Below are 25,524 nucleotides of genomic sequence, written 5' to 3' on the forward strand. Positions count from 1 at the left end.
ACGGGTATTTTAGGAGAGGCAGAAATGGCCACACAGAGCTCGGACGTCGATTGCCTCGTCGTCGGGGCCGGCCCGGTCGGGCTGCTCTCGGCGTTGCTGCTGGGTCGAGCCGGCTGGAGCGTCGTCATCGTCGAACGCCGGCCGGCCCGCTACCCGCGGCCCCGGGCCTGCACGATCGACCACGAGGCGCTCCGGATCCTGCAGGGCGCCGGAGTGATGGCTCGATACGCCGACCTCTTCGAGCCGTCCCGCGGGGATCGAGGCGGGTACCAGCTCCGCAACGCCCAGGGCGAACTCCTGCGCGCCATCAACTGGAACCGGACGGCCGAGTCGGGCTGGGCGAACACGAACGGCTTCCACCAGCCCGACCTGGAGGCCGCGCTCGAGGAACTCGTCGGCGCGCTTCCCACGGTTCACCTGAGTCGCGGCTGGACGGTCACCGACCTCGTCGAGAGCGACGCCCGCGTGGACGTCCGTATGGTGGCGATCGAGGACGAGTCGCGGAGCCGTACCGTGCACGCGCGGTGGGTCGTCGCCGCGGACGGAGCCAACAGCACGGTGCGTGACCGGCTGGGCATCGCCGGCGTCGACTCGGGGTTCGAGGCCGACTGGCTCGTGGTCGACTATCGCCCGATCGTCGATCGTCCGTGGGACGCGTTCGTCACCCAGTACTGCGACCCGGTCCAGCCGGCGACCGCGGTCAAGAGCGGGCCGGGTCGCCGGCGCTTCGAATTCATGCGGCCGGCCGGCATGAGCGTCGACGAGCTCGGCCGGACCGAGACCGCCTGGCGGCTGCTGGCCCGGTGGGGGATCACGGCGGCGAATGCTCACCTGGAGCGGCACGCCGTCTACACGTTCCGGGGCCGGTCGGCATCGCGGTGGAGGGTCGGCCGGATCTTTCTGGCCGGCGACGCCGCCCATCTGATGCCGCCGTTCCTCGGCCAGGGGCTGTGCGCCGGGCTGCGGGACGCTCAGGCGCTGACCTGGCGACTGCGGTTGGTGCAACGAGGCCTGGCCGGCAGCGGCGTGCTGGACACCTACACGCCGGAACGGTCCGCCCACGTGCAGGAGATCATCGGCGAAGCGGTCGCCGTCGGCCGGATCGTCTGCGAGACCGATCCGGTCCGGGCGGCCATCCGGGACGCGGCGATGAAGGCGGAGCTCGCCGACCCCGAACGCCTGACCGTCGAACCGCCGCACCCGCGACTGGGCCGCCCTGCCCTGACCGTTCCGAGTGACGGCGCTGACGGGCGGCTCTCGGTTCAGGGGCGGGTCGCCGTCGGCGGACGGGTCGGACTGTTCGACGATCTCGTCGGTGGCGACTGGCAGCTGATGGGCTGGGAGGTCGATCCGGCTGCCGTGCTCCGCCGGACCGACCTCGACTGGTTCGCCGGGCTGGGCGGCACGGTGAGCACCGTGAGCACCGTGAGTGCGGTGAGCACGGTCGGTGACGGCCGGCGCCCCGGTGCGGCGGTCGACGTCGACGGGACCTATCAACGCTGGTTCGCCGACCACGCCTGCCAGATCGTGCTCAGCCGTCCCGACTTCTACGTCTTCGGCACCGGCTCCGTGCAGCGGGCCGCCGGCCTCGTCTCCGGGCTCCGCGCCCTCCTCTCGCCCTCGACCTCCTTCCGACAGGACTCCGTGGCCTCATGACCATGCGCATCACACGACTCGCGGACGCCTCGAACGGAGCAGCAGCCATGAGCAGCGAATCGTCGCTGGTGCACGCCCCGGCACATCGTCCGGTGCCCGGTGACTTCAATACGACCCTGGTCACGTTCGCGGCGATGGCCCTCTGCGACCACTTCGACGCCGGCCAACGCCTCCGGGCCGTGGTGCCGCTCGGCGACGCCAACCGGACGCACTGGAACTTCCTGCCCGAGTCGGGGCGGAGGGGCGTCGCGCTCCGGGACATGAACGACGTGCAGCGCTACCTCACCCATCGGCTCATCGCCCAGTGCCTCTCGGTCTCCGGTTATGCCCAGGTCGTCCAGGTGATGTCGCTCGAACACGTGCTGCGTGAGCTGAACGCGCCGGTCTTCGGGCACGTCGCGGCGCACTTCCGGGATCCGGAGGGATACTTCCTCACGTTCTTCGACCAGCCGCAGCCCGACAGCGACTGGGGATGGCGTCTGGTCGGGCACCACCTCTCGTTGAACTTCACGGTCGCCGGTCAGGACCTGATCGCCGCCACCCCGCTGCTTCTCGGAGCCGAGCCCGGGCGGCTCGGACCGTTCCGGATCCTCGGTCACGAGGAGGATCTGGGGTTCGCCGTGCTGAAGTGTCTCGACGGGGCCCAGGCCGCCACCGCGACGATCCACCCGACTCCGCCGCCCGACTTCGCGAGCCGGTGCGTCCCCGTCCTGGGCGACGAGGAGTGGCCGGACGTCCACGGCGTCGGTCGTCGTGACGCCGGCATCACCGACGTCGACCGGAAAGCCCTGCGCTGGGTCAGAGGAACGCCGCGAGGGCTCGCCCGAGCGCGGATGGGCGCCGGCCAGCAGCAGGCGTTCGATCACCTGGTGGAGGCGTTCGTCGCACGGCTGAAGCCCGAACAGGCCGGCCGTGAGATGGATCGGATCCGGTCGGCCGGTCACGACGACCTGCACTTCGTCTGGGCGGGATCGCATCGCCCGGACGAACCCCACTACTTCCGCGTCGAAGGTCCCGTGACCCTGATCGAGTTCGACAACACCGAGGACGGCGCCAATCACGTCCACTGCGTGTGGCGCGACCCCGCGAACGACTTCGGCGCGGACATCCTCGCCCGGCACCGGGCCGCGCAGCACGAGAGCGTGGAACTGTCGTGACGCGCGTCGTCGGGGTGCGGCACACGGACGGATCGACGCTGGTCGGCCGCCTGAACGATGCGGGTACCGAGGTGGAGGTGGTGGCGGGCCTCGACGAGTTCTGGGCCGATCCGGAGGCGATGCTGGAACGGGCGCCGACCGGCCCGACGCTGGCCGTCGGCGCGGCGAGGCTGGTCCCGCCGGTGTTGCCCGGTGCTCGGGTGGTCTGCATCGGACTCAACTATCTCGAGCACGTCGCCGAGGGCTCCTACGCCGACGAGGCGCTCCCGCCGTACCCCACGCTGTTCGCCCGCTGGCCGGCGTCACTCACCGTCGGCGGGGCCGGTGTGCCGGTTCCGGGGGACGAGGACGGCTTGGACTGGGAGGGCGAGGTCGTCGCCTGGGTCGGCCGGACACTCCTCGACGCGGACCCCGACGAGGCACTGGCCGCCGTCGTCGGGTACTCCACGTTCAACGACCTCACCGCCCGACGCGCCCAGAAGCTCACGTCGCAGTGGATCCTGGGCAAGAACGCGGACCGTTCGGGGCCGCTCGGGCCGATGGTGCCGGCGAAGGAGATCGGCGACCTGCGCGACGGACTGCGCATCCGGACCCGCGTCAACGGGGAGGTCGTCCAGGACGCGACCACCGACCAGATGGCCTACACCGTCGGCGACACGCTTTCCCTCATCTCCCGTACGCTGACGCTCCGGCCCGGCGACCTGCTGGCCACCGGCACGCCCGCCGGCGTCGGGTACGCACGGACGCCTCCGTGGCTGCTCCAGCCGGGTGACGTCGTCGAGGTCGAAGTGGACGGTCTCGGCGTGCTGAGCACCCCGATCGTCGAACACTCACGGCGAGCCGAGCTGGCTCGCTGACGCCGCCGACCGGGCTGCCGGTACCGCGGAACGGTCAGAGTCCGAGCAGGCGTTCGGCGTTGCCGGAGGCGATCTTCACGCGGTCGGCGGGGCTCATCGGTGCGCGTTTCAGGAAGTCGACGGCCTGCTCCGTCACCGAGAACGGATAGTCGACCGAGAACATGAGGCGATCGACGCCGAATACCGTGATCGCGCAGGACAACGGCGCCGCACTGGTATATCCGGAAGTCGTGAGATGAAGATTCCGCCGAGCGGTGTCGGCCACCGAAAGGGCGTGGCCACGCAGTATCGGGGAGAGCAAGTCGTCTGCCCTGGCCAGCGAGAACGGAATCCCCTCGCCCATGTGCCCCACGATCACCTGGAGCGCGGGAAAGCGCTCGAACACTCCATTGGCGATCATCCGGAGAATGTGCATGCCGCACTCGGCGTGCCAACCCCACGCTCCGGTCGAGAGCAGGGTGGCGACGGCCGGCTCGAGTCCGCTGAAGTACGCCTCACGGACGGCGGGCGGCGGCGGTGCCGGGTGCAGGTAGACGGGCACCCCGAGCCCCTCGGCACACTCCAGAACCTGCTGGTAGGACGGGTCGTCGAGGAACTTGCCGCGAGTCTGGCCGTGGATCATCGCCCCGACGAAGCCGAGGTCCTCGATCGCGCGCCGGAACTCCACGACCGCGGCCGCGGGATCGGCCAACGGCAGGGTGGCGAACGCCTTGAAACGATCGGCGACGTCCTGGTCCGCAAGCTCGGTTACAACGCGGCCACCGGCAGCAATCTCCTCGGCGAACTCGAGAGCCGCGGTTTCGACACCGCGATCGTCGGTGGACTGACCACCCCGATCTGCGTCGGGACCACCGTCGACGGGTTGAAGTCGGCCGGCATCCGGGTCGCGGTGCTGTCCGACGCCACCGCGTCGCAGCCGATCGGCGAGTACTCGGCCGAGCTTTCGCACGAGTTCTCGATCGCACGGATCGGCTACCTGATCGGGCAGGTGACGACCACCGACGAGGTGATCAGGAGCGTGGCGGACGCCAACGAAGGACCGATGGGGCACCGCCCGGCCCGTTCGACGTGAGGCCGGGTCAGGCCGACCGGAGTTCCGTGCTCTCGTCGGAGCCCGTGCCGTGGTGCTTCGCCACCGCGACCTTCACCGCGTGCTCGTCGCGGCTCCGAATGGCCTCTACCAACTCCTCGTGCACGGCGAGCCGGTCGGCCAGGTAGGTGGGTGGAGTCGACCGGGTCTCGGAGTCTGCGCGCACCGAGAGCTCGGCGATGCATTTGACCGTGCCGAGGTAGACCGCGCGTGCGAGCTGGTTGGGGGTGATCGCCGCGATGCGCTCGTGCAGCGACCAGTTCGCCCGGAGGAAGCGCTCGAGGTCATCGCTCCCGCGTCGCATCACCTCGAGGCAGATCTCCAGCTCGTGGAGATCCTGGTCGCTCCGATGCTGGGCGGCGCCCCAGACGACGAGCTCCTCCAGGGCGTCACGAACGGCGAGGGCGTCGGCCACCGTGGCGTCGCCTTGCGGAACGGTCAGCAGAGTCTGACGCAGACGGACGACCGGGCTCCCGTGGGCGACGAAAAGCCCTCCGCCGCGCCCGGGACGTACGACGACGCTTCCCCGCTCGCTCAACAGCCGAGCGGTTTCACCGATGGTCGCGCGGCCGAAGCCGGTCTGCGCGCGAAGCTCCTCCATCGTGGCGATCCGGTCACCCGATTGCAGGCCGCGTTCGCCGATGAGGCCTTCGATCTCGGTAGCGAGGTGCTGCGCGAGGCCAGGCGGCCGGCCGGTAACCATGCGAACGATAATACTGCTTGGCATCTTTACTGCTCGGGTGGACGCAATGCCGAGCTGCGAGCTCTCACCGTCGGTCGCGGCCGGAGGCTCAGGAACCAGCCACGTCGTCCGGCGCGGTCCAGCCGGTCGCTCGGATCCACTCGACCAGGTCCAGGGTGTCCGGCTCGATCGCCCGCACCACCGCGAGGTCGGAAGGGTATTGCGCCGCTTCCGCGAACTGGCGGAACATCGCCCTGTCGAGGTCGCTGGGAAGCACGCTCAACGGGAGCGCCTCGTACCGTGCCGGGAGCCCGGCGCGCGCGCCGAACGCCGCGGCGATCTGGGGGCCCGTCAGTTCGTCGCCGACGAGTTCGAGGGCTCCGCCGGGTGCCTGTGCGGTGTCGAGCAGGAGTGCGGCGGCGACCCGGCCGATGTCCCTGACCGAGATCATCTTCATGGCGACGTCCTCCGGTTGCGGCAGCCTCAGCACGATCTCCCCGTGCTCCAGGCTCGGTGCCATCACGCTCGCGAAGTTCTCCATGAAGGCGGTCGGGCGAACCATCGTGGCCCTGAGGCCGGATTTCCTCAGGTGCTCCTCGATCCGGTGTTTCGAGTCGTGGTGGGGCACACCCGACTCCCGGTCCGCTCCGAAGACCGAGTTGAACACGACGTGCGGGACGCCCGCCGCGGCCGCCGCGTCGACGAGCGCGGTACCGACGCGGATCTCCGCCTCGACCTCGTCGAGGCTGTTCGCCTCCGGGGTCATGAAGTAGAACGCCTCGGCCGTCGCCAGCGCGGCGGCGAGTGACGCCGGGTCGTCGGCCCGGACGGTCGCCAGCTCGACGCCGCGGGCCGCCAGCGCCTGAGCCCGGTCGGACTGCGGGTTGCGGACCAAAGCACGCACCCGCGCCTCGTGGTCCAGCAGTGCGTCGACCACCGCCCCGCCTTGTTGCCCCGTCGCGCCGAAGACGGCGATCGTGCCGGTCGTCTGTGTGCTCATCGCTGCCACCCTTCACTAGTTCATGCCATGAACGAAACTAGTTCATGGCATGAACTTCGTCAAAGTGGGGTGGAGCGGGACCTCACGGTGCGAGGGGTTGGTTCGAGGTGGGCGGAGAGAGGTCCGTGGTGTCCACGATGGCGCTGGCCACGCGCTCGAAGTCGCGCTGGTCGTCGGCGTCGAGGTTCTTCGCGATCTCGGGCAGGCGCTTGGCGACCTCGGCGTACACGGCCTCGGCGAGCACCTTTCCCGTGGGCGTCGCACTGAGCAGGACGACCCGCCGGTCTTGCGCCGAGCTCGCCCGGACGACCAACTCGCGCCGCGCGGTGCGATCGACCAGCTGGCTCAAGGCGTTTTTGGTCATACCCAACGACGCGGCGAGGTCAGCCATCTGCCGCGGCTCGTCCCGGACGGCGCAGAGCAGCGTGGCCTGCGAGGGGGGCAGGTCGAACTCGGCGCAGATCTGCGCGTACTTGCGTTGGATCACAACCGAGAGCCAGAAGAGCTTGTCGCCATAGTCCACGCCGGCATCCCCCGTCCGATGACGAACGACCAGCCTACTCGTCGCGGGCGGTCTGCCCGCGCCGCTCACCAGGAGACGAGCTTAATTGTATGACAGTCCTACGATATCCTTCGCCCGGCGCGCATCCGCGCCCGGAACGAGGGAGACAACACCATGGCACTGACCGCCGTCGTGACCGGTGCAGCGCGAGGGATCGGCCGCAGCGTGGTGGAGCAACTGCGGGCCGCGGATTACCGGGTCGTCGCGCTCGACGTCTCCCCGGCGGTGGCCGACCTGGCTGACGACGGCCGGGTGGTGCCGGTCGTCGCCGACGTGACCGCGGACGCGACCCCGTCCGACACGATCGACCGGGCCCTGGCCGAGTTCGGCCGCCTCGATCTCCTGGTCAACAACGCCGCCCGATTCCTGCGCCGGCCGATCCGCGAGACCACCGACGACGATTTCGACACGCTGTTCGCCACGAACGTCCGGCCCGCGTTCCGGTTCGCCCGCGCCGCACTGCCGCACCTGGAGGCGCACGGCGGCGGCATCGTCAACACGGCCTCGATCTCCGGGCTGATCGGGGTGGCCAACCAGAGCGTCTACGCGATGACCAAGGGGGCGATCGTCCAGCTCACTCGTCAGCTCGCGATCGAGTACGCCGGTCGTGGGGTCCGGGTGAACGCCGTCGCGCCCGGTGCCGTCGACACCGGTTTCATGGACGAGGCGCGACAGGCCGACCCGGACCCCGCCGCTAGCCTGGCCGTCACCCTGAGCAACCACCCGATCGGCCGGATGTCGACGCCCGACGAGGTCGCCCGGGCGATCGTGTTCCTGGCGTCGCCGGAATCGGCCGGCATCACCGGCACGATCCTGAGCGTGGACGGCGGCTACATCGCGCGCTGAGCGGCCCCTTCGGCCGGGCCGGTGGCGCCGCGCAGGTCCGCGAGCGCCACCGGCGACTCCGCGAGCGCCACCGGCGACTCCGCGAGCACCCCCGGCCACCGGGCAGCCGAGCCGGGTCAGCCGGATCGACCGGGTCTTCCCGGCTCGGAAGTCACGGCAGGAGCAGCTGGGCGCCGTTGGTGCCCAGCATCGTGCGGATGTCCGCCTCGGGGAGCCCGGCGTCCAGCAGACCCCGCGCGGCCCGGCGGTAGAGCGTCACCGGCAGCGGATTGGTCTTCTGGCCGGAGTCGGACGAGAGCACGGTGTTCTCGACCCCGACGGCCTTGATGAACGAGAGCAACTCGTCGAGGCTGCGCCGCCGCTCGGGCTTGCCCCAGTACATGATCACGCAGTGTTCGATGTAGACGCCCTGCCGGGCCCAGGCGGCGGCCTGCTCCACCGAGGCGCCGACGACGAACACCGGGTGGTTGATCAGGATGCGCCGGACCCCGGCCGCGAGCGCGGCGTCGATCAGGCGCTGGGACTCCTCGACGCCGAGGTGGCCGCAGGTCATCACCGCGTCTTCGGCCGCGATGACCGAGAGGATGTCGTGCACCTCGGGTCGTAACGCCCCCTCGTCGTCGAGGATCGAGATGACCTCGTCGCTCCGCAGCTCCACCTCCGGCGTCGGGAACCCGGTGTCGTGGTGCTCGTGGTGGCTGACGTGGGCTTTCGACGACAGCGTCGGGAACCAGACGACCCGGCCGCCCATGCGCAGCGCGAGCTCGACCGCGTACGGGTTGAGGCCGCCGACCGAGCGGTTGAGCGCGATCCCGCCGTAGACCTCGGTCGAGAGCTCGGCGAGCCCGGCGGTCTGCAGCGCCAGGATGTCGCTGACCATGCTGTGGTGGTGGGACTTGGCGACGATCGCGCGGAACCCGGCGTCCGAGGCGTCCCGGGCGGCGTCGAGGATGCTCATCCGCCGCGGGAACGGGCTCGGGCCCGGGTGCTGGTGCAGATCGACCGCGCCGACCAGGAGCGAGTCGGCCTCGGGATCGGGGGTCGCGCGGTCGGTGTCGGCCTCGGGGTTGAACGGGTAGTCGACTGCAGTCACGAGGTGGTTCCCTTCTCGGTGGAGACCGGCACTTGGTCCTCGGGCCGCCAGCAGGCGATCACCGCGGTTCCCGGCTCGACCGTCGACGGCGTGCCGACCGGCAGCACCGCGCAGCCGATCGAGTCGTCGCCGAACGCGAGCTCGATCCGGGAGTACGTGCCGTAGAACGACACGTCGGTGACCGTCGCCGGAGCGGTGTTCGCTCCGGGCGGTACCGACGCGCTGTCGACGACGACGGCCATGCGTTCGGGCCGGACGACGAAGCCGTCGAACACGTTCGACTCGCCCAGGAAGCGGGCCACGAACGTGGTCGGTGGACGGTGGTAGAGGTCCGTCGGCGTGCCCAGGGCGACGATCCGGCCCTCGTTGAAGATCGCGATCCGGTCGGACAGCGTCATGGCCTCGTCCTGGTCGTGCGTGACGAAGACGAACGTGAGCCCGAGTTCGTCGTGCAGCCGCTTGATCTCCCGCTGCAGCGACTGCCGCAGCTTGCGGTCGAGCGCGCTGAGCGGCTCGTCCAGCAGCAGGACGCTGGGGGAGAAGACGACCGCGCGGGCCAGCGCGACCCGCTGCTGCTGCCCGCCGGACAGCTCGTGCGGGCGGCGTCCGTCCATGCCCGCGAGGTCGACGAGGTCGAGCGCCTCACCGACCCGCCGGGTGATCTCGCCGGCCGGGACCTTCCGCTCGCGAAGCGGGAAGGCCACGTTCTGCGCCACGGTCATGTGCGGGAACAGCGCGTAGTTCTGGAAGACCATGCCGAAGTCGCGCTTGTTCGGCGGCATCCGGGAGATGTCGCGGCCGTTGAGCTCGACGCTGCCCGAGGTCGGCTCGGTGAACCCGACGATCATGTTGAGCGTCGTCGTCTTCCCGGAACCGCTCGGGCCCAGCAGCGTGAGGAACTCGCCGGGTTCGATCCGCAGATCGATCGAGTCCACCGCCGTGTTGCCGCCGTAGGTCTTGCACAGTTGCACGAGTTCGACCCGGCCGCCGCGAGTGCGCAGTGCCGGTGCTTCCGGAACCGCGGTCTGGAGCTTCACCGTTTACCTCTCACTCTGACGACCTGCGCGATCAGGATGGGGACGCTCACCAGGACGACCATCAGGCTCGACGCGGCGGAGATCGTCGGGTCGATTTCGACGGTGATGCTGTTGAACATCTGGACCGGCAGCGTGATGGCCCCGGGCGCCTGCAGGAACAGCGCGATCACCACCTCGTCCAGCGACGTGACGAACGCCAGCACCGCGCCGGAGAGGACGCCGGGCAGGACGAGCGGCAGCGTCACCTTGCGGAACGTCGAAACCGGACCGGCGCCGAGGCTGGCCGCCACCCCGCTCAACCGGGTGTCCATGCCCTGGATCCGCGCGGTGACCGCGATGACGACGAACGGGAGCGCCACCGCCGTGTGGGCCAGGATGATCCCGAAGAGTGTGCCGTTGAGGCCCACCTGCAAGAACGAGGCAAAGACCACGAGTCCGACGAGAATGTGCGGAACGATCATCGGCGAGAGCAGGAAGCCGTTGACGGCGCCCCGGGAGCGCCGGCCGAGCCGCGCCAGGCCGAACGCGGCCGAGGTGCCGAGCACGGTCGCGAGGATCGCGACGTAGACGCCCACCTGGAGGCTGTTCAGGATCGCCGCGATCCACTCCGGAGAGCTGAACAGCTCCTGGTACCAGCGCAACGACCAGTCCTCGGGCGGGAACCGGAACGTCTGCGACCCCGAGAAGCTCATCGGAATGACCACCAGCGTCGGCGCGACCAGCAGGATCGCGACGACCGTCGTGTGCACCCGGAGCCAGGGACGCATCGGAGACGACTGCTCACCACCGGTGCGGGAGCGGGCCGGTGCGCCACCGACCGCGGTGACGGCGGCGTTCGGTCCGGCCAGCCGCCGGGTCAGAGCGAGGACGAGCAGCGTGACCGCGAGCAGGAAGATGCCCATCGCGCCCGCGCCGCCGAAGTCCAGCAACTCCTTCGTACGGACGTTGATGACCTGGGCGATCATCGCGTTGCGGGTCGAGCCGAGCAGCGCCGGCGTGACGTAGAAGCCCAGTGCCAGCACGAACACCAGCGACATCCCGGCGACGACGCCCGGCGTCGACAGCGGGAGGTAGATCTTCCGGAACGCCCGCGACCGGGACGCCCCCAGACTCTGGCCCGCCGCGACCAGCCGTCCGTCGATCTGCTCCATCGCGGTGTACATCGGGAGGACGAGGAACGGCAGCAGCACCTGGGTCATCGAGATGGCGACGGCGGCGGTGCTGCCCAGCAGCGTGACGTCGAGCCCGAACAGCCGCAGGAACCGCTGGATCACGCCGCCGTCCTGCATCAGCACCAGCCAGGCGAAGTTGCGGGCCAGCATGCTCGTCCAGAACGGGACGAGCACGATCGTCACCAGCACCGAGCGCATCGTCGGGCCGACGAGCGTCATCGCGTACGCGTACGGATAGGCCAGCAGCGCGCCGATCACCGAGACCATCGCCGCGACCAGCAACGTCCGGCCGAGTACGCGCAGCGTGTAGCCGTCGGTGAACAGCGACGCGTAGTTGCCGAACCCGGACGTCGGCTCGGTGATGCTGTCCGCGACGATCCGCAGGAGCGGGAGGACGAACAGTACCCCCAGGGCGACGAGCGCCGGGAGCAGGAGCAGCCAACCGGAGGAGCGGACTCGGGTGGTCCACGCCGGGCGCCCGGTGACGGGCGCCGGCGCGGTGGCTGTCTGGACGGCCATGGATCAGCCGACCTTCCAGCTGGTCCAGCGCTTCGTCAGCGCGTCGGTGTTCGCGATCCACCACTGCTTGTCCTGCTCGATCGTCTTGCCACGGTCGGGCAGGAACGCGTTGAATTCCTTCTGCTTGTCGGTGTAGCCGATCGTGTTCAGGTCGATGTCGGCGCGGGCCGGGGCGGTGCCGGTCAGCTTCGCGTAGGCCTTGGCCTGCGTCGGCTCGGTGATGAACGCGAGCATCTGCTCGGCCAGTTCCTTGTGCGGGCTGCCCTTGGGAATGACTTGCACGCCGATGTCGGTGGTGTTGAAGTCCCACACCGGGACGAGGTTCGCGCCGCTCTGCGCCGAGACGATCGTCCGGGCGGTCACGGTGAGCACCATGCTGGCCTGCTTGTCGACCATCATCTGCTGGATCGCCCCGTAGCTGGGCGCGAACACCAGCGAGCTCTTGATCGTGTCGATCTTCTTGAACGCCCGGTCGAGGTCGAGCGGGTACACCTGGTCCGGCGGTACCCCGTCGGCGACGAGCGCGGCCTCGAACAGGCCGGCCTTCGGGTAGTCGTAGACGACCCGCTTACCGGGGAACTTCTTCACGTCGAAGAAGTCCTTGATCGAGGTCGGCTTCGCGCCCGGGTAGAAGTCCGCGTTGTAGCTGAAGATGTTGGCGTACCGGTAGGTCGGTACGAAGCAGTCGCCGGTGGTCCCGGGCGGGAACTTGCTCCGGTCGAGTTCGGGGGCGTCGAGCTTCTCGAACAGCTCGCCGCAGTAGGCGCCGGCATAGATCCAGCTCATGTTGGCCAGATCCCAGATCGTCTTTTTGGCCTTGACCATCGTCCGGACCTGAGCCTGTTCGGCCGGGCTGATGTTCGTGAACTTCGTGCCGGTCTTCGCGGTGAAGGGTTCCTGGAGCGCGGTCTTCTCGTCCTCCTGGAACTGCCCGCCGGTGCTCGCCCAGGTGAGCTTCTTGTCCGACGAACCGCCACCGGAATCGCCGCCGACACCGCACGCGGTGAGGGCCAGAACACCGACGGTCAACACGCTGAATAAACGCAGGGGTGGTCTCATGGTTGTCGCCTCTTCTCGACCGGAACCGCTCCGGCCGAGCCGGAGCGCTCAAGACTTCGGTGTCAGTCCGCTCCGGTGCCGAGCGGATTGACCATGCGCCGGGAGATCGTGTCCGCACCCGCCAGCAGGGCGCGCGCCACCGGGCTGTCGAGTTCTTCGGGGACGAATTGAGCGATGCCGACGACGGCCAGGGTCGCGACGACCTGGCCGCCCGGGTCCTTGACCGGAGTCGCCACGGCGCTGACGCCGTTCTCGTGGCTCACCCGGACCGCGATGCCGGTGCGGCACGCGTCCGCCAGTTCCGCGTCCGTCGCGTCGACCGGGGGTGCTCCGGCGCGGAACCGGTAGAACGAGTGGTCGCGGAACGCCCAGAAGATGAGCGTCTGGGCCGCGTCCGGCCCGAGCAGGCTGCCGACCGGGATCGACACGTGCGCGGTCCGGCTCCGGTCTTCGCGGACCTGCGCGACCACGGGGCTGTGTCCGTTCCAGACGCTCAGCACGACCGTGTGGCGCACGGCCACGCTGATCTCCTCCATCACCGGGACGGCGAGATCGAGCACCCCGAGCCGGGAGAGCGCCATGGTGCCCAGCTCGGCCAGGAGTACGCCGAATTCGTAGTGGTTGCGGTCGCGGCGCTGCAGGAGCCCGTGGTTCTCCATCGACGCCAGGTAGCGATGAGCGGTGGACTTGCCGACGCCCAGCTCCTCGGCGGCCGAGACGAGGTCGATCGTCTCGTTGGCCGCGAGGAGCCGCAGCAGCTGGACCACCCGGGCGACCACCTGGAGGTCTCCGCTAGCGATCTCCATCCGTGGCCTCCCTCACTGATTCCGGTCGCTGTCCCGCAATGCGGGGTGGCCATCCGGCTATTCGGTACGGGGAATGTAGGGGATCGGGCCAGACGCGTGTCAAGGGGTCGCGAAGATTTCGCGGCAGTTAATTCCTCGGGGTGGTGGCGGAGGTGTCAGTAGTGGCATGATTGTATGGTTGTCCGACAATCTTGAAGCTGCCTGTCAGCGCTGACCGGGGGAGATCGCATGCGAGGACTGGCCGGCAAGGTCGCGGTGGTGACGGGCGCGGCCGGGGGCATCGGCGCGGCTACGGCCCGGCGGCTCGCGGACGAGGGCGCGCACGTCGTGGCCGTGGACACCGACGCCGACCGCGTGCGGCTGGTCGCGAAGTCGCTCGCCACCGAAGGGGCCGGGGTCGAGGCCGACGTCTCCACCGAGGACGGAGTGGCCGCGTACGTGGACGCCGCGGTCTCCCGCTTCGGGCGGATCGACCTCCATCACCTCAACGCGGGCATCGCCGGGTCCCTCGCGCTGCTGCCCGACCTGAGCCCGGACGAGTTCGACCGGGTCATGGCCGTGAACGTGCGCGGGGTCTTCCTGGGTATCCGGGCGGCCTTCCGGCAGTTCGCCGCACAGGGCAGCGTCGGGAACATCGTGCTCACCGGTTCGATCGGCAGCCTGCGCGGCAGCGCCGACCTGCTGGCCTACCAGACGTCCAAGCACGCCGTCGTGGGCCTGCTGCGGGGCGCGGCGATGTACGGAGGCCCGCTCGGCGTCCGGGTCAACGCGGTCGCGCCCGGCATCGTGCCCACCGATCTGTTCGGTGCCAGCGGCCAGGACGACATGAGGCGCCGGGCGTCCAGCACCCCGCTGCGCCGCGCCGGCACCGGGGACGACGTCGCCGGTGTGGTGGCGTTCCTGCTCAGCGACGATGCCGCCTACATGACCGGTGAGCTGGTCTCGGTCGACGGCGGTGCGAACATCGTGAGCACGGTCCGCCCGTCCGGTGGTGCCGGCGCGTGGGATTTCGCGGCCCACGACCGCTCTCTCTACTGACTCACCGGTGGGGGAGCGACCACCTCCAGGTCGGTGTGGACGTCGAGGATCACCGGCCGGTCGGCGCAGAGCGCCTGGTCGAGTGCCTTCGGCAGGTCGCCCGGCCGGTCGACGCGGATTCCCAGCGCGCCCATCTCCGCGCCGATCCGGGCGAAGTCCACGTCCTCGTAGGTCCACAGCTCCCGGGAACGCTCGGTCGGCCGCCCGTCGTAGGCCCGATCGAAGCCGCGCTTGCTCTGGTTGCCGCCGTGGTTGTTGTTGACCACGGTGATCAGATTGACCCCGCGGCGCGCGGCGGTCTCGATCTCGCCGAGGTGGTAGTACAGCCCGGCGTCGCCGGTGAACGCGACGACCGGCCGGTCGGGCGCCGCGCACTTGGCGCCGATCCCGGCCGGGAACGCCCAGCCCAGGTGGCCCGCGCTGCGCAGATAGTCCTGCTCCGCGGCGGTGACGTCGTGGAACTGGGCCATCCACATCCCGGCGTGACCGGTGTCGACGACCAGGACGGCGTCCCGCGGGAGCCCGGCGGTGAGCTCGGCGCAGATCCGCTCGGGCCGGATCGGCACCGCGTCGCTGGTCAGCACGTCGAGGTAGCGGGTGCGCCACTCGGCCCGCAGGCGGTCGACCTCGGCCAGCCAGGCCGTCCGGTCCGGCCGGGCGCCGGCCGGCGCCGGCCCGTCGGACGCCAGTGCCAGCATGCGGGTCAGCGCGAGTTTCGCGTCGGCCACCACGGATGCCTGCAGCGGGTAGTTGCGCCCGAGGTGGGACGGTTCGATGTCGATCTGGATCGCCGGAACGCCGATCGGGGGAACGGCCCAGACGTGCGTCGTCATGCCGCCGGTCCGGGTACCGACGAAGCAGACCAGGTCGGCGCGCGCGACCACCTGGTTCGCCGACTCCCGCGAGTACGTGCCGACCACGCCCACCGACAGCGGGTGCGTGCCCGGGATCGTGTCCTTTCCGTTCGCGGACGTGGCCACCGGGATGCCCAGCTTCTCGGCCAGCGCCACCAGTGCGGCCCCGGCCCGGGAGGCCCGTACGCCACCACCGGCGACGAGGACCGGCCGGTGCGCGGCGGCCAGCAACCGGAGCACCTCGGTGACGCTCTCGTCGTCGGGAATCAGGCGCACGGCCGGAACGCGCGCACACGCCGGGTCGACCAGCGGCGAAGCGTCCGTCTCCTCCAGATCGAGCTGGCCCTCGTTGCCCTGGATCTGCAGGTGCACCGGCCCGGGCGCACCGGTGGTGGCCACTCGGAACGCGTGCCGCAGCATGTCGGGGAAGCGGCTCACGTCGTCGATCGTGGCGTTGTACTTGGTGACCGGCTCGAACGCGGGGAGGTCGTCGATCTCCTGGTAGACCTGCCGGAACTTGGTGGCCGGTGACCGGCCGCCGGTGAGCGCGAGGACCGGGGAACCGGCCAGGAACGGTTCGCGCAGGCCCGCGGCGAGGTTCAGAGCCCCGACCACCTGTGCCATCGCGATGCCGGGGCGTCCCGAGACACGGGCGTAACCGTCGGCCATGTACACGGCCGACTTCTCGCCGTGGGTGATCACCCGGTCGACGTGCGGGTGGTGCGCCTCGAGTTCGGCGAGCGTGCGGCGGAGGATCGCCGGAACCCCGAAGACGTGCGTGACGCCGTAACCGTCGAGCAGGTCGGCGACGACCCGGGCGCCGGTGCGGCGGCTCACCGGGCCACCCCGTCGGCGGCCGCGGTCGGTGCGTCGGCGGCGGCTTCCCGGCGGACTTCGTCGATCGTGCGCTCGGCGACCCGGAACGATTCGAGCGCGGCCGGCGCTCCGCAGTACGGCGCGGTCTGTAACAGGACCTCTTGGATCTCGGCCTCCGTGCACCCGTTGCGCAGGGCGCCGCGGACGTGCACCGAGAACTCGTGCGGGCGGTTCAGCGCGGTCAGCATCGCGAGGTTGAGCAGGCTGCGCGTGCGCCGGTCGAGCCCGGGACGCGACCAGACGTCGCCCCAGCAGGTCGTCGTCACGTACTCCTGCACCACCCGGGAGAACTCCGTGGCCCTGGCCATCGACCGGTTCACGTGCGCATCGCCGAGAACCTCCCGCCGCACCGTCTCGCCGCGCGCCAGCCGACTCTCGTCCTCGCTCATGGACCGCTCCCGTCTCGGATCGTCTACGTACGACGATCATACAATCTGACGGGATCGGCGAAGAGAAGTTCCGGGCGGGCGGCGCTCTACGCGTCCTGCTCGGCGAGGGCGATCAGCCCCGCGCGCCCGGCCTCTTCGACGTGCTTGGCGCAGGCCGCCGCAGCCGCGTCCGCATCGCCGGCCCGGGCGGCGTCCACGATGGCGTGCAGCTCCTTGACGCTGTGCTCGAGACGGCCGGGCACCGACATCGACAGCGACCGCAGGACGCTGACCCGGGCGTGCAGACCGCCGACGACCGCCCGCAGTGCGTCGTTGCCGCCGCCCTCGAACAGCACGTCGTAGAACGCGTCCTTCGCGGCCAGGAGCGGTGCGCCCCTGGCCGCCAGCCGGTCGATCTTCTCCAGCGCGCGGACCAGGGCCTTGTGGTGGGCCGGGCCGGCGTTCTCGACGAAGAGCCGGCCGGCGAGGGCCTCCAGCGCCGAGCGCACCTGGTAGAGCTGGCGCGCTTCTTCGGCGCTGACGCTGGTGACGACCATGCCCCGGTTGGGGATCGCGGTGACCAGCCCCTCGGCGGCCAGCTCGCGCAGCGCCTCCCGGACGCTGGTGCGGGAGACGCCGGTGAGCTCGACCAGCTCCCGCTCGATCAGCCGCTGACCGGGTGCGAGCCGCCGGTCGAGGATCGCCTGGCGGAGGTTGTCGAGGACCTGGGAGCGGATCAAGGCCGGGTTCCGCTCGATGTGGAACGCGTCGGCTCGTGTCACCGCTGCTTCCTTCCCCCGCACTGGTGTCGACGCCATCCTACCGTTGTCTCAGATCGTATGACGATGCTACATTTTTGCGACCCAAAAACCCTCGTGAGGAGCATCATGTTGAGGTTGGGTTTTGCTCGTCGGCTGGCCTCCGCCGACCGATGCCTGTACGGAACCTGGGTCAAGACTCCGGCGCTCGAGCCGGTGGAGATCCTCGCCGACGCCGGGTTCGACTTCCTCGTGCTCGACCAGGAACACGCCCCGCTGACGTTCGAGTTCGCCTACGCGGCGACCGTGGCCGCGCAGGGCGCGGGCCTGTCGGTGCTGGTCCGGGTTCCCGACCGCAGCGGCAGCCACCTGCAGCGCCTGCTCGACGCCGGCGTGGACGGGATCCTGGTGCCGCGGGTGACGTCGGTGGACGAGGCGAGCGCGGCCGTCCGGCAGATGACGTTCTCGCCGGCCGGCGACCGGGGCATCGGCATCACGTCGCGGGCCGGTCGGTGGGGCGGCCTCCCGCGCGCCGAGTATCTCCGCTTCGGCGACGAGGAGGTGCTGCGCGCGGTGCAGCTCGAGGAGATCGGCGCCCTCGAGGCCGTGGAAGAGATCCTCGACGTCGCCGGGCTCAACGGGGTCTTCCTCGGGATGGGAGACCTCCAGCTCTCCTCCGGCCTGCCGGAGTCCGACCCCTCGATCCAGAAGCTCGTCGACCGATTCCTGACCGCCGCGCGGGAGCGTGGGGTGCCGGCCGGCACCGCGGTGCAGAACGCGGCGCAGGCCCACGCGGCCGCCGACCGGGGATACCGGTTCGTCATGGTCAGCAACGACACGAGCCTGCTGCGGACCGCCGCGACGTCGTTGGCCGGCCAACTCTCCGAAGGAGCGTCTCATGGCGTATGACCCCACCGACCTGCGTTCCACTCTGCCCACGAGCACGGCGGCGGCGCCGGAGCGCGTCGCAAACTCCGAGCACGTCGAGTTCCGCGACGTGCCGCCGGCCGACGGTGAGTCGACCTGGTACGCCCGCGGGCAGAACTTCGTGATCGGGTACTCCGAAGTGGACGGCTCACTCGCGTTTTCCCGGGCGGACCAGCCCGACGAGTACGTCGTCCTGCTGACCGGCGACGCGCTTTCCGCGACCGTCCGGGCCGGCGGCGACGAGGTCTCGGTGAACGGCCGCACGATGCTCGTCGTCCCCCCGGGCGACAGCACGGTGACGATCACCGGCCAGGGCCGGGTCATCCGCCTGCTGACCACGAAGTCGGACGACATCGCGGCGCTCGCCGTCAACGCGAGCTCCTACGACGAGCCGCACGAGAACATCCCGCCGTTCGAGCCGTGGCCCGAGCCGGTCGGCGGCTACCGCATCCGCAGCTACGACCTGACCGTGCCACCGCTGGAGAACCCGCGGTTCCGGCTGTACCGCTGCACCACGTTCATGGTCAACTTCATCGATCCCAAGCAGGGACCGCGCGACCCCTCGAAGCTCTCGCCGCACAAGCACGACGACTTCGAGCAGTGCTCGCTCGTGCTGGCGGGCGAGTACATCCACCACATCCGCTGGCCCTGGACGACCGACAAGGCCCACTGGCGCGAGGACGAGCACCGCACCGTGTTCGCCCCGGCGGTCACTGTGATCCCGCCGCCGTCGGTGCACACCAGCGAGGCCGTCGGGGCCGGGACGAACCACCTGGTGGACATCTTCTGCCCGCCGCGCTTCGACTTCTCGGCGAAGGAAGGCTGGGTGTTCAACGCCGACGACTACCCGGCGCCCCGATGAGGGTCGCGATCATCGGGGCGGGCCTCGGCGGCATCGCCGCCGCGGTCAAGCTCCGCAAACGCACGTCGGCGACGTTCACGATCTTCGAGCAGTCCCCGGGGATCGGCGGCACCTGGTTCGACAACCGCTATCCCGGGTGCGAGGTCGACGTGCACTCGCACGCCTACTCGTTCTCGTTCCTGCGCTACGACTGGCCGCGCACGCACGCGACCCAGCCCGAGCTGCTCGCGTACGCCGAGCACGTGGTGGAGCGCTTCGGGCTGAGGCCCCACCTGCGCCTGAACACCCGGGTGACCGACCTGGTCTGGGAGGAGTCGACCAGCACGTACGTCCTCTCGACCGAGCACGGCGACACCGAGGAGTTCGACGTCGTCGTCTCCGCGCTGGGGCTGCTCAGCGTGCCGCGCTACCCCGACTGGCCCGGCCTCGACACGTTCGCCGGACCATGTTTCCACACCTCGCGGTGGGAGGAGCACGACCTCACCGGCAAATCGGTCGCGGTGGTCGGGACCGGGTCGACGGCGGTCCAGATCGTCCCGTCGATCGCGCCGGCCGCCGGGCGCGTCCACGTGTTCCAGCGCGAACCCGGATGGATCGAGCCCAAGAACGAGCGCGAGTTCAGCCCGCGGGAACGGTGGGTCTACCGACACGTGCCGCTCGCCCAGAAGCTGCACCGGGCCTGGATCTTCCACAAGGGCAACCGGCGGTTCAAGGGCTACGACACCGGGTCGCGTCGCCAGCGCACGATGCGTGACGTGTGCCGCCGGTTCATCACCACCAGCATCGAGGCTGTTCCGACCCGGGAGGCGGTGACCCCCGACTACCCCTGGGGCTGCAAGCGGCCGGTCCTCTCGTCCACGTTCTACCCCTCGCTGAACCGCGACAACGTCGAGCTGGTGCCGCACGCGGTGAGCCGGGTGACCCCGACCGGTGTGGTCGACGCGACCGGCGTCGAGCGCGACGTCGACGTGCTGGTCTTGAGCACCGGCTTCCAGCCGACGAAGTTCCTGGCCAGCCTGGACGTGAAGGGCCGGGACGGGCGCAGCGTCCACGACGTCTGGCGCGAGCGGGCGGCGGCGTTCCTCGGCATCACCGTCCCCGGCTTCCCGAACTTCTTCATCCTCTACGGCCCGAACACCAACGGTGGCGTGTCGGTCATCGCGCAGCTCGAACGGCAGGCCGAGGTGGTGGTGCGGGCCGTGCGGCGGCTGGAACGAGGCCGCGCCCGCACCGTCGACACGTCTCCGGCGGCGGCCCGGCGCTTCACCGCCTGGATCGACAAGCGGATGGCGAGCACCGCCTCGGCGATGGACTCCGGATGCCACAACTACTACCACGACCCGGCCGGCCACAACGTGACGCAGTGGCCGGGCGGGCACCTCGCCTACGCTCTCACGACCCGGCTCCTGGATCGGTGGGGACTACGCTGACGTGCCCTCCGGCCAGCGACACCTCCGCCACGTGCAGACCGTCGTCCCACGTGGCGGAGGGAAACCGGTCCCAGACCGCGGCCTCGTGGAACGGCAGCACCCGGCGGGGGTCGCCTCCGACGCTCTCCAGCAGGCCGTCGGCGAAGTCGAGCCAGGTCGTCGCGCTGCCGGTGGTCATCGCGATCGGAGCGAGAACGCCGTCGCCGCCGAGGCCCTCGAGGTTCTCGTAGCTGTAGACGTTGTCACCGGCGAACACCCACGTGCCGTCGGACGCGTTGGTGACCGCGACCAGCTGTGAGCCCGCGGTGTGCGTGTCGTGGGCGGGCCGCACCTCGACGCCGGGAGCGGGGCTCGCCACCCCGTCGACGAGGGTGGAGGGGCGCCCGGCCAGCTGCTGGGGAAGGTCTGCCTGGCACGACCGGGTCAGGAACTCGAAACGCGCCGGTCGACGTGTCGCGGCGACGTAGTGCTCGACCTCGCGCCGCTGGATCCAGACGTGTGCCGCGGGGAACGCATCGACACACCCGGCATGATCGAAGTGGTTGTGGGTGAGCAGGACCGTGTCGACGTCGTCGGCTCCGACTCCCACCCGGGCGAGGACGTCGACCGGTGACGCCCACCGGGTGTCGCCGTACTTCGCGGTGAGCCGCTCGTAGATCGCCGGGTCCGCGAAGCCGGTGTCGACCAGGATGCAGCGGCCGTGGCCCCGGACGAGCCCGAAGCAGTACGGCATCCGTCGGTGCCCGAGCGTGGGCTGGGCCGCGAAGAGGTTGCTCGCCGGGAAGCGGTCGACGTAGCCGTACTCGAGGATCCAGAGCGAATGGTTCACGCGGGCGGCCGGACGTCGAAGACCGCGAGCTGCATCGCGACCATGGTGTAGTAGCCGATGATCGTCACCAGTTCGAGCAGTCCGGGCTTCCCGAGCAGGCCGGCCGCGTCGCGGAATTCGTCGTCGTCCAGCGTGCCGCGGCCGAGGACGGCGACGGTCGTGCGGAAGACGCACGACTCGGCCTCGGTCGTTCCGGCCGGCTCCGTGCGCTCGGACAGCGCGGTCAGGTCGTCCTCGGTCAGCCCGGCGGCGGCCCCGGCGAGGCGGTGCGCATACAGCTCGAACGCGCTGTCGTGGTGATGGCCGACGAGCAGGATGGCGATCTCGCGGGCCCGGGCCGGCAACGTCGAGTCCCAGCGGACCGTGCTGCCGATCTGCTGCAGTGCGGCGCCGAACGTCGGGTTGATGATCCAGATCGACGGCGGCCCCTGGAGCCTGCCGTCCGGCCGTGCCAGGGAGAACGGGCTCTCCGGGGCCACCCGCCGTCCGGTGGTGTAGAGGTCGTAGAGCGCGCGCTGTTCCGGGGACATGTCTGCGGGATCGACGTCGTCGACTCTCATACCGGTTCTCCCAGGAGCACGCGAGGGTTGGTGGCGACCATCGTGCGGAGCTGCTCCGCCGTCCAGCCGAGATAGGCGAGTTGTTCGGTGAACATGCGCAGGCACTCGGGCTCGGGCGGCACCCAGCGCGAGAACACGTCGGTGGTGAGCACGGCCCGGTCCGGGCCGACGGTGCCGAGTGCCTCGTGGACGTCACGCACGGTGAGGTGTGCGTCCGGGTGCACCAGCGGCGCGTTGCTGAACTCCAGGTACGCGCCCCGGTCGACGAACTCGCGCAGCTCGGCCGGGTCGGTCGTGTAGTGCAGGGGATGGGTGATCAGCACGCGCTGCCCGACGTCGGCGCAGTACGCGGCGACCGCCCGGCTCTCCGCCGGCGACGCGTGCCCGGTGGCCAGAGCCAGGCCGAGGGCGCGGCAGGCGTCGATCACGGCCTCGGCCCGGCCGGAGAGCGTTCCGTCGGCGTCGCAGAGCGTCACCGCGTTCCGGGACGCGTACTCGTCGAACGACGGGGCGATCCGGCGCAGCAGCGCGGAGACGTAGCCGCCACGTTCGACGTCGGCCGCCGCGCCCCAGGTCGGCAGGAACACCATCCGGGCACCGTGCGCGGCCGCGAGTTCGACGACGCCGGGCTCCAGGCCGCCGACCACCGGATTGAGCGTGATGCTGCCGTGGACCCGGAAACCGGTGTCGGCCAGCGACGCGCTCACCGACCGCGCACGGTCCGTCGTCGCCCACAGGTGTGACTTGAGGACCCACCCGGACATGCCGTAGGCGTGGGCGAGCCGGGCGACCGCGAGGTCGTCGCCGCGGTTCGGCAGGGCGGCCGAGAGGTCGGGCCGGCCGTGCACGTGGAGGTCGATCGCGCCGGCGATCAGGTGGCCGAAATCGTCCGGTTGAGCCGCCTCCAACATTGTATGACGGTATCACGATCTCTGCGCGATGCTGGTCGTCGCGGTGCGCCGTCGCTCACGGGGTCTGCGGCGCCCGGCCGGCTTGGCGTCGGTACTCGCTGGGCGTCAGGCCGGTCTCGGTGCGGAACTGGCGGTTGAAGTTCGACAGGTTGTTGTAGCCACTACTGCGGGCGACCTCGGTGACCGGGTGGTCGGTGACTTCGAGTAATTGCCGCGCCTTCGTCAACCGCAGGCTGCGCAGCGTGTCGCTGAACGACTGGCCGGTCGCGCGGGCGAAGTAGCGGGACAGTCCGGACTGCGACATACCGACCTGAGCAGCGATTTTGGTGAGGTTCACCGTGCCGTTCAGGTTGGCGAACAGTTCTCGCATCGCCAGGTCGACGATTCCGGTGGCCTTGCTGTCGCTCGGCACCGCCACGCCCGGGCTGGCCAACAAGTTGTACTCGTGAGCCGGGGCCTCGGCGAGGATCTGGAGCATCGTGGTGACGCACCGCAACCGGCCCAGCCCGGTGCTGGACCCGATCTCGATCAGTTGGGCGGCGCCCCGGACGGCGGAATCGCCGGTGAACTCGATGCCCCGCGCCGCCGCGTTCAGCATGGGTTCCAGCTCGTTCAACTCCGGCACGATGACCTGGGCCTCGCGGAGCCACTGGCGGTGGAACTGGAACACCACGTCCCGGTCGGGGATATGCTCGCCCGGATCGATGTCGCTGATCCAGTTGTGCGGCAGATGCGATCCGATCAGCACCAGCTGGCCCGCGCTGTAACGACCGATGCGATCGCCCACGATGTACCAGCCCGAGCCCCGCTGCAGCAGGTGCACCTCGATCTCCGGATGATGGTTCCAGCGTGCGATCGGATCCGGGTAGCCGTGCATGAGCCAGCGCCCGGTCTGATGTGGAATGGTCGGAATGATCTCGCGCGTCGCATTCTGGCCGACCAGGCGGAGTGCGCGCTGGGCGTGTGCACGGGCAGTGTGCAGTGAGGACATGGCGTCTCCCTCCGGCTCGCCGTCAGCAGGCATGAAAGTACCGGAAGGTGTGATCTGAGGCACTAGTTTGACCCTGTAACGATGCCTTAACTTCCCTGTCACCCCCACCTCTAGCTGGTAGGTGACCAAGTGATGGCGCTCCCCACCGATGGTTTTAGTCGTAGATCGTTTCTGCTCGGCGCCGCGTCGCTCGCGGCCGTGTCGGCGTTGCCGGCCTGTTCGTCCGAATCGAGTGACACGCCCAAGGGCGCGTCCGGCGGCGACAAGTGGAAGCAGTTCAGCGGCACCACGATCAACTTCATCTCCGAGAACACCTCGCCTTCGGCGGCGATAGCGGCGAACCTCGCACCGTTCGAAAAGCTCACCGGTATCAAGGTCAACGTCCAGCAGATGGAACTCGACAAAGTGGTGGAGAAGGTCAAGCTCGACTTCTCCTCCGGCACGGCACAGAACCATGTGATCTACGCCGACCCGTACCAGATCCTGGCGCCGATGGCGGACGGCCTCGCCGACCTGAAGCCGTTCCTCGACAGCGGCAACTACCCGCCGATGGACGGCGGTCTGGACGACTTCATCAGCACCCAATTGTCGGCCGACGGGAAATTCCTGGACGACAAGAAGATCTATGCGCTGCCGTACGACGCGCCGACGATGATCCTGCACTACCGCAAGGACCTCTTCGAGAAGTACGGTCCGCGCGCCAAGGCCGACCTCGGGTTCGACCCGACCCCGTCGGAGAGCATGACCTGGGATCAGTACTACGCGGTCGCGCAATGGTTCAACGTCAACGCCAAGAAAGACGTCAAGTACGGCATCGGCGCCCAGGCGAAGCAGCACGATTCGCTGCAGTGCGACTTCTCCAACGTGCTCTGGTCCTACGGTGGCGACTACTTCAGCAAGGGGCAGGACCTGGGCCTGGTCGGCTCGACCGACCCGGGCCAGGTGACGGTCGGCTCACCGGCCGGGGTGGCCGCCGCGACGTTCTACCAGAAGCTGATCAAGGCGGCCCACCCGTCGTCGACGACCTGGGACTGGACCGGCTTGTCGGACGCGTTCACCGCCGGTGAGATCGCGATGTGCCCCAACTGGCACGAGTTCGCCGCCGGCGAGGAGAAGGCGTTCCCCGGCAAGATGGGCTACGCGTTGCTTCCCAAGGGCCCGTCCCGGCGGGCGCACATCTTCGGCGGCACGGGCATCGGGATCAACGCCAACGCGAAGGGCAACGAACGCGGCGCGGCCTGGTTGTTCGTCAGCTGGGCCACCTCGCCCCAGACGCAGCTGATGAGCCTGGGGTCCTCCGTCGGCGGGGGCACGCCCACTCGGACGTCGGTCTACAACCTGCCCGACGTGAAGGCGGAGGAGACCAAGAGCCCCTCCAAGTACCCGAACATCCGCACTGCCGAGACCGTGCTCGAGGCGTGGAAGGCGGAGAACATCGGGTTGCGCCCGAAAGTCGCCCAATGGGTCGAGCTCGACACGATCATCTACACCGAGCTGTCGAAGATGCTCACCGCCGGTACCGCTCCCGCTGCCGCCATGGCCTCGATGCAGCAACAGATGCAGAAGGCCATGCAGTGAGCAGCC

General features: G+C 69.9%; 25 protein-coding genes and 1 pseudogene. 10 read left to right on the plus strand and 16 right to left on the minus strand.

The window, feature by feature from the left end; genetic code table 11:
• The first annotated feature begins 24 nt into the window (after positions 1-24).
• Genes ACIBZJ_RS28210 through ACIBZJ_RS28220 form a run of 3 tightly spaced genes read left to right on the plus strand, consistent with a single transcriptional unit; the run spans position 25 to position 3,670 of the window.
• Complete coding sequence (locus ACIBZJ_RS28210; RefSeq protein ID WP_395934762.1) at positions 25-1,656, plus strand: bifunctional 3-(3-hydroxy-phenyl)propionate/3-hydroxycinnamic acid hydroxylase; 1,632 nt, start codon at positions 25-27, stop codon at positions 1,654-1,656.
• Between the two features lie 47 nt (positions 1,657-1,703).
• Positions 1,704-2,813, plus strand: a complete 1,110-nt coding sequence (locus ACIBZJ_RS28215) for a DUF3500 domain-containing protein (protein ID WP_395934764.1) — start codon at positions 1,704-1,706, stop codon at positions 2,811-2,813.
• Positions 2,810-3,670 (plus strand): fumarylacetoacetate hydrolase family protein, encoded by an 861-nt coding sequence (locus ACIBZJ_RS28220; RefSeq protein WP_395934766.1) that lies wholly within the window; start codon positions 2,810-2,812, stop codon positions 3,668-3,670. The genes ACIBZJ_RS28215 and ACIBZJ_RS28220 overlap by 4 nt, the downstream gene beginning before the upstream one ends.
• Positions 3,671-3,704: 34 nt before the next feature.
• On the opposite strand, the pseudogene ACIBZJ_RS28225 reads toward ACIBZJ_RS28220, so the two are convergent.
• Positions 3,705-4,508, minus strand: a pseudogene (locus tag ACIBZJ_RS28225) (amidohydrolase family protein); the annotation flags it as partial.
• Here ACIBZJ_RS28225 and ACIBZJ_RS28230 point away from each other — a divergent pair.
• On the plus strand, positions 4,401-4,742 hold the full coding sequence (locus tag ACIBZJ_RS28230) for a cysteine hydrolase family protein (protein WP_395934867.1): 342 nt from the start codon (positions 4,401-4,403) through the stop codon (positions 4,740-4,742). The pseudogene ACIBZJ_RS28225 and the gene ACIBZJ_RS28230 sit on opposite strands and share 108 nt — an antisense overlap.
• Positions 4,743-4,749: 7 nt before the next feature.
• Here ACIBZJ_RS28230 and ACIBZJ_RS28235 read toward each other — a convergent pair whose 3' ends face one another.
• The 3 genes from ACIBZJ_RS28235 to ACIBZJ_RS28245 all read right to left on the minus strand — a co-directional run bounded on the left by ACIBZJ_RS28235 (position 4,750) and on the right by ACIBZJ_RS28245 (position 6,965).
• On the minus strand, positions 4,750-5,463 hold the full coding sequence (locus ACIBZJ_RS28235) for a FadR/GntR family transcriptional regulator (protein ID WP_395934768.1): 714 nt from the start codon (positions 5,461-5,463) through the stop codon (positions 4,750-4,752).
• Between the two features lie 88 nt (positions 5,464-5,551).
• A complete protein-coding gene (locus ACIBZJ_RS28240; RefSeq protein ID WP_395934770.1) occupies positions 5,552-6,442 on the minus strand; it encodes an NmrA/HSCARG family protein in 891 nt (296 codons plus the stop codon).
• 82 nt (positions 6,443-6,524) lie between these two features.
• Positions 6,525-6,965, minus strand: coding sequence for a MarR family winged helix-turn-helix transcriptional regulator (locus tag ACIBZJ_RS28245; protein ID WP_395934772.1), 441 nt, complete (start codon positions 6,963-6,965; stop codon positions 6,525-6,527).
• A gap of 153 nt (positions 6,966-7,118) precedes the next feature.
• On the opposite strand from ACIBZJ_RS28245, the gene ACIBZJ_RS28250 reads away from it, so the two are divergent.
• Positions 7,119-7,850 (plus strand): SDR family NAD(P)-dependent oxidoreductase, encoded by a 732-nt coding sequence (locus tag ACIBZJ_RS28250; protein ID WP_395934774.1) that lies wholly within the window; start codon positions 7,119-7,121, stop codon positions 7,848-7,850.
• 151 nt (positions 7,851-8,001) lie between these two features.
• On the opposite strand, the gene ACIBZJ_RS28255 is transcribed toward ACIBZJ_RS28250, so the two are convergent.
• From ACIBZJ_RS28255 to ACIBZJ_RS28275, 5 genes are all read right to left on the minus strand, one after another.
• A complete protein-coding gene (locus ACIBZJ_RS28255) occupies positions 8,002-8,943 on the minus strand; it encodes a DUF6282 family protein (RefSeq protein WP_395934777.1) in 942 nt (313 codons plus the stop codon).
• Positions 8,940-9,980 carry an ABC transporter ATP-binding protein gene (locus tag ACIBZJ_RS28260; RefSeq protein WP_395934779.1) on the minus strand — a complete coding sequence of 347 codons (1,041 nt, stop codon included), beginning with the start codon at positions 9,978-9,980 and terminating at the stop codon, positions 8,940-8,942. Before ACIBZJ_RS28260 ends, ACIBZJ_RS28255 begins: the two co-directional genes overlap by 4 nt.
• A complete protein-coding gene (locus ACIBZJ_RS28265; RefSeq protein ID WP_395934781.1) occupies positions 9,977-11,671 on the minus strand; it encodes an ABC transporter permease subunit in 1,695 nt (564 codons plus the stop codon). Before ACIBZJ_RS28265 ends, ACIBZJ_RS28260 begins: the two co-directional genes overlap by 4 nt.
• Positions 11,672-11,674: 3 nt before the next feature.
• The gene (locus tag ACIBZJ_RS28270; RefSeq protein ID WP_395934783.1) at positions 11,675-12,700 is read right to left on the minus strand and encodes an extracellular solute-binding protein; all 1,026 of its coding nucleotides are present in this window, start codon (positions 12,698-12,700) and stop codon (positions 11,675-11,677) included.
• A 92-nt stretch (positions 12,701-12,792) separates the two neighbouring features.
• The gene (locus ACIBZJ_RS28275; protein WP_395934785.1) at positions 12,793-13,536 is read right to left on the minus strand and encodes an IclR family transcriptional regulator; all 744 of its coding nucleotides are present in this window, start codon (positions 13,534-13,536) and stop codon (positions 12,793-12,795) included.
• Positions 13,537-13,764: 228 nt separating this feature from the next.
• On the opposite strand from ACIBZJ_RS28275, the gene ACIBZJ_RS28280 reads away from it, so the two are divergent.
• Complete coding sequence (locus ACIBZJ_RS28280; protein WP_395934787.1) at positions 13,765-14,574, plus strand: SDR family NAD(P)-dependent oxidoreductase; 810 nt, start codon at positions 13,765-13,767, stop codon at positions 14,572-14,574.
• Here ACIBZJ_RS28280 and ACIBZJ_RS28285 read toward each other — a convergent pair.
• The 3 genes from ACIBZJ_RS28285 to ACIBZJ_RS28295 form a co-directional block, all read right to left on the minus strand.
• The gene (locus ACIBZJ_RS28285; protein WP_395934789.1) at positions 14,568-16,265 is read right to left on the minus strand and encodes a thiamine pyrophosphate-binding protein; all 1,698 of its coding nucleotides are present in this window, start codon (positions 16,263-16,265) and stop codon (positions 14,568-14,570) included. The genes ACIBZJ_RS28280 and ACIBZJ_RS28285 overlap by 7 nt on opposite strands.
• Entirely contained in the window at positions 16,262-16,693 is a 432-nt protein-coding gene (locus ACIBZJ_RS28290) for a carboxymuconolactone decarboxylase family protein (RefSeq protein ID WP_395934791.1), read from the minus strand. The genes ACIBZJ_RS28285 and ACIBZJ_RS28290 overlap by 4 nt, the downstream gene beginning before the upstream one ends.
• 86 nt (positions 16,694-16,779) lie before the next feature.
• Complete coding sequence (locus tag ACIBZJ_RS28295) at positions 16,780-17,454, minus strand: GntR family transcriptional regulator (RefSeq protein WP_395934793.1); 675 nt, start codon at positions 17,452-17,454, stop codon at positions 16,780-16,782.
• A 105-nt stretch (positions 17,455-17,559) separates the two neighbouring features.
• Here ACIBZJ_RS28295 and ACIBZJ_RS28300 point away from each other — a divergent pair, with 105 nt between their 5' ends.
• Genes ACIBZJ_RS28300 through ACIBZJ_RS28310 form a run of 3 tightly spaced genes read left to right on the plus strand, consistent with a single transcriptional unit; the run spans position 17,560 to position 20,649 of the window.
• Positions 17,560-18,339, plus strand: coding sequence for an HpcH/HpaI aldolase/citrate lyase family protein (locus tag ACIBZJ_RS28300; RefSeq protein WP_395934795.1), 780 nt, complete (start codon positions 17,560-17,562; stop codon positions 18,337-18,339).
• Positions 18,329-19,219, plus strand: coding sequence for a hypothetical protein (locus ACIBZJ_RS28305; protein ID WP_395934797.1), 891 nt, complete (start codon positions 18,329-18,331; stop codon positions 19,217-19,219). Before ACIBZJ_RS28300 ends, ACIBZJ_RS28305 begins: the two co-directional genes overlap by 11 nt.
• The gene (locus ACIBZJ_RS28310) at positions 19,216-20,649 is read left to right on the plus strand and encodes a flavin-containing monooxygenase (protein WP_395934799.1); all 1,434 of its coding nucleotides are present in this window, start codon (positions 19,216-19,218) and stop codon (positions 20,647-20,649) included. The genes ACIBZJ_RS28305 and ACIBZJ_RS28310 overlap by 4 nt, the downstream gene beginning before the upstream one ends.
• Here ACIBZJ_RS28310 and ACIBZJ_RS28315 read toward each other — a convergent pair.
• The 4 genes from ACIBZJ_RS28315 to ACIBZJ_RS28330 are packed head-to-tail and all read right to left on the minus strand — an operon-like array spanning position 20,612 to position 24,069.
• Complete coding sequence (locus tag ACIBZJ_RS28315) at positions 20,612-21,478, minus strand: N-acyl homoserine lactonase family protein (protein WP_395934801.1); 867 nt, start codon at positions 21,476-21,478, stop codon at positions 20,612-20,614. The two genes, ACIBZJ_RS28310 and ACIBZJ_RS28315, sit on opposite strands and share 38 nt — an antisense overlap.
• On the minus strand, positions 21,475-22,038 hold the full coding sequence (locus tag ACIBZJ_RS28320) for a carboxymuconolactone decarboxylase family protein (protein WP_395934803.1): 564 nt from the start codon (positions 22,036-22,038) through the stop codon (positions 21,475-21,477). The genes ACIBZJ_RS28315 and ACIBZJ_RS28320 overlap by 4 nt, the downstream gene beginning before the upstream one ends.
• On the minus strand, positions 22,035-22,949 hold the full coding sequence (locus ACIBZJ_RS28325; protein WP_395934805.1) for a DUF6282 family protein: 915 nt from the start codon (positions 22,947-22,949) through the stop codon (positions 22,035-22,037). The genes ACIBZJ_RS28320 and ACIBZJ_RS28325 overlap by 4 nt, the downstream gene beginning before the upstream one ends.
• A gap of 55 nt (positions 22,950-23,004) precedes the next feature.
• The gene (locus ACIBZJ_RS28330) at positions 23,005-24,069 is read right to left on the minus strand and encodes an AraC family transcriptional regulator (protein WP_395934807.1); all 1,065 of its coding nucleotides are present in this window, start codon (positions 24,067-24,069) and stop codon (positions 23,005-23,007) included.
• Between the two features lie 3 nt (positions 24,070-24,072).
• Between ACIBZJ_RS28330 and ACIBZJ_RS28335 the strand changes: the two genes are divergently transcribed.
• A complete protein-coding gene (locus ACIBZJ_RS28335; RefSeq protein WP_395934809.1) occupies positions 24,073-25,518 on the plus strand; it encodes an ABC transporter substrate-binding protein in 1,446 nt (481 codons plus the stop codon).
• Positions 25,519-25,524: the final 6 nt, after the last annotated feature.

The organism is Cryptosporangium sp. NPDC051539, assembly GCF_044454545.1.
In the GTDB taxonomy this organism is placed as follows: Bacteria; Actinomycetota; Actinomycetes; order Mycobacteriales; family Cryptosporangiaceae; genus Cryptosporangium.

Bases quoted from the DNA above. Each gene is read 5' to 3' on its own strand.
- ACIBZJ_RS28250 (WP_395934774.1), top strand. From the start codon at position 7,119: ATGGCACTGACCGCCGTCGTGACCGGTGCAGCGCGAGGGATCGGCCGC.
- ACIBZJ_RS28210 (WP_395934762.1), top strand. From the start codon at position 25: ATGGCCACACAGAGCTCGGACGTCGATTGCCTCGTCGTCGGGGCCGGC.
- ACIBZJ_RS28240 (WP_395934770.1), bottom strand. From the start codon at position 6,442: ATGAGCACACAGACGACCGGCACGATCGCCGTCTTCGGCGCGACGGGG.
- ACIBZJ_RS28310 (WP_395934799.1), top strand. From the start codon at position 19,216: ATGAGGGTCGCGATCATCGGGGCGGGCCTCGGCGGCATCGCCGCCGCG.
- ACIBZJ_RS28320 (WP_395934803.1), bottom strand. From the start codon at position 22,038: ATGAGAGTCGACGACGTCGATCCCGCAGACATGTCCCCGGAACAGCGC.
- ACIBZJ_RS28335 (WP_395934809.1), top strand. From the start codon at position 24,073: ATGGCGCTCCCCACCGATGGTTTTAGTCGTAGATCGTTTCTGCTCGGC.
- ACIBZJ_RS28215 (WP_395934764.1), top strand. From the start codon at position 1,704: ATGAGCAGCGAATCGTCGCTGGTGCACGCCCCGGCACATCGTCCGGTG.
- ACIBZJ_RS28290 (WP_395934791.1), bottom strand. From the start codon at position 16,693: ATGAGCGAGGACGAGAGTCGGCTGGCGCGCGGCGAGACGGTGCGGCGG.
- ACIBZJ_RS28305 (WP_395934797.1), top strand. From the start codon at position 18,329: ATGGCGTATGACCCCACCGACCTGCGTTCCACTCTGCCCACGAGCACG.
- ACIBZJ_RS28235 (WP_395934768.1), bottom strand. From the start codon at position 5,463: ATGGTTACCGGCCGGCCGCCTGGCCTCGCGCAGCACCTCGCTACCGAG.
- ACIBZJ_RS28275 (WP_395934785.1), bottom strand. From the start codon at position 13,536: ATGGAGATCGCTAGCGGAGACCTCCAGGTGGTCGCCCGGGTGGTCCAG.
- ACIBZJ_RS28325 (WP_395934805.1), bottom strand. From the start codon at position 22,949: ATGTTGGAGGCGGCTCAACCGGACGATTTCGGCCACCTGATCGCCGGC.
- ACIBZJ_RS28300 (WP_395934795.1), top strand. From the start codon at position 17,560: ATGTTGAGGTTGGGTTTTGCTCGTCGGCTGGCCTCCGCCGACCGATGC.
- ACIBZJ_RS28280 (WP_395934787.1), top strand. From the start codon at position 13,765: ATGCGAGGACTGGCCGGCAAGGTCGCGGTGGTGACGGGCGCGGCCGGG.
- ACIBZJ_RS28265 (WP_395934781.1), bottom strand. From the start codon at position 11,671: ATGGCCGTCCAGACAGCCACCGCGCCGGCGCCCGTCACCGGGCGCCCG.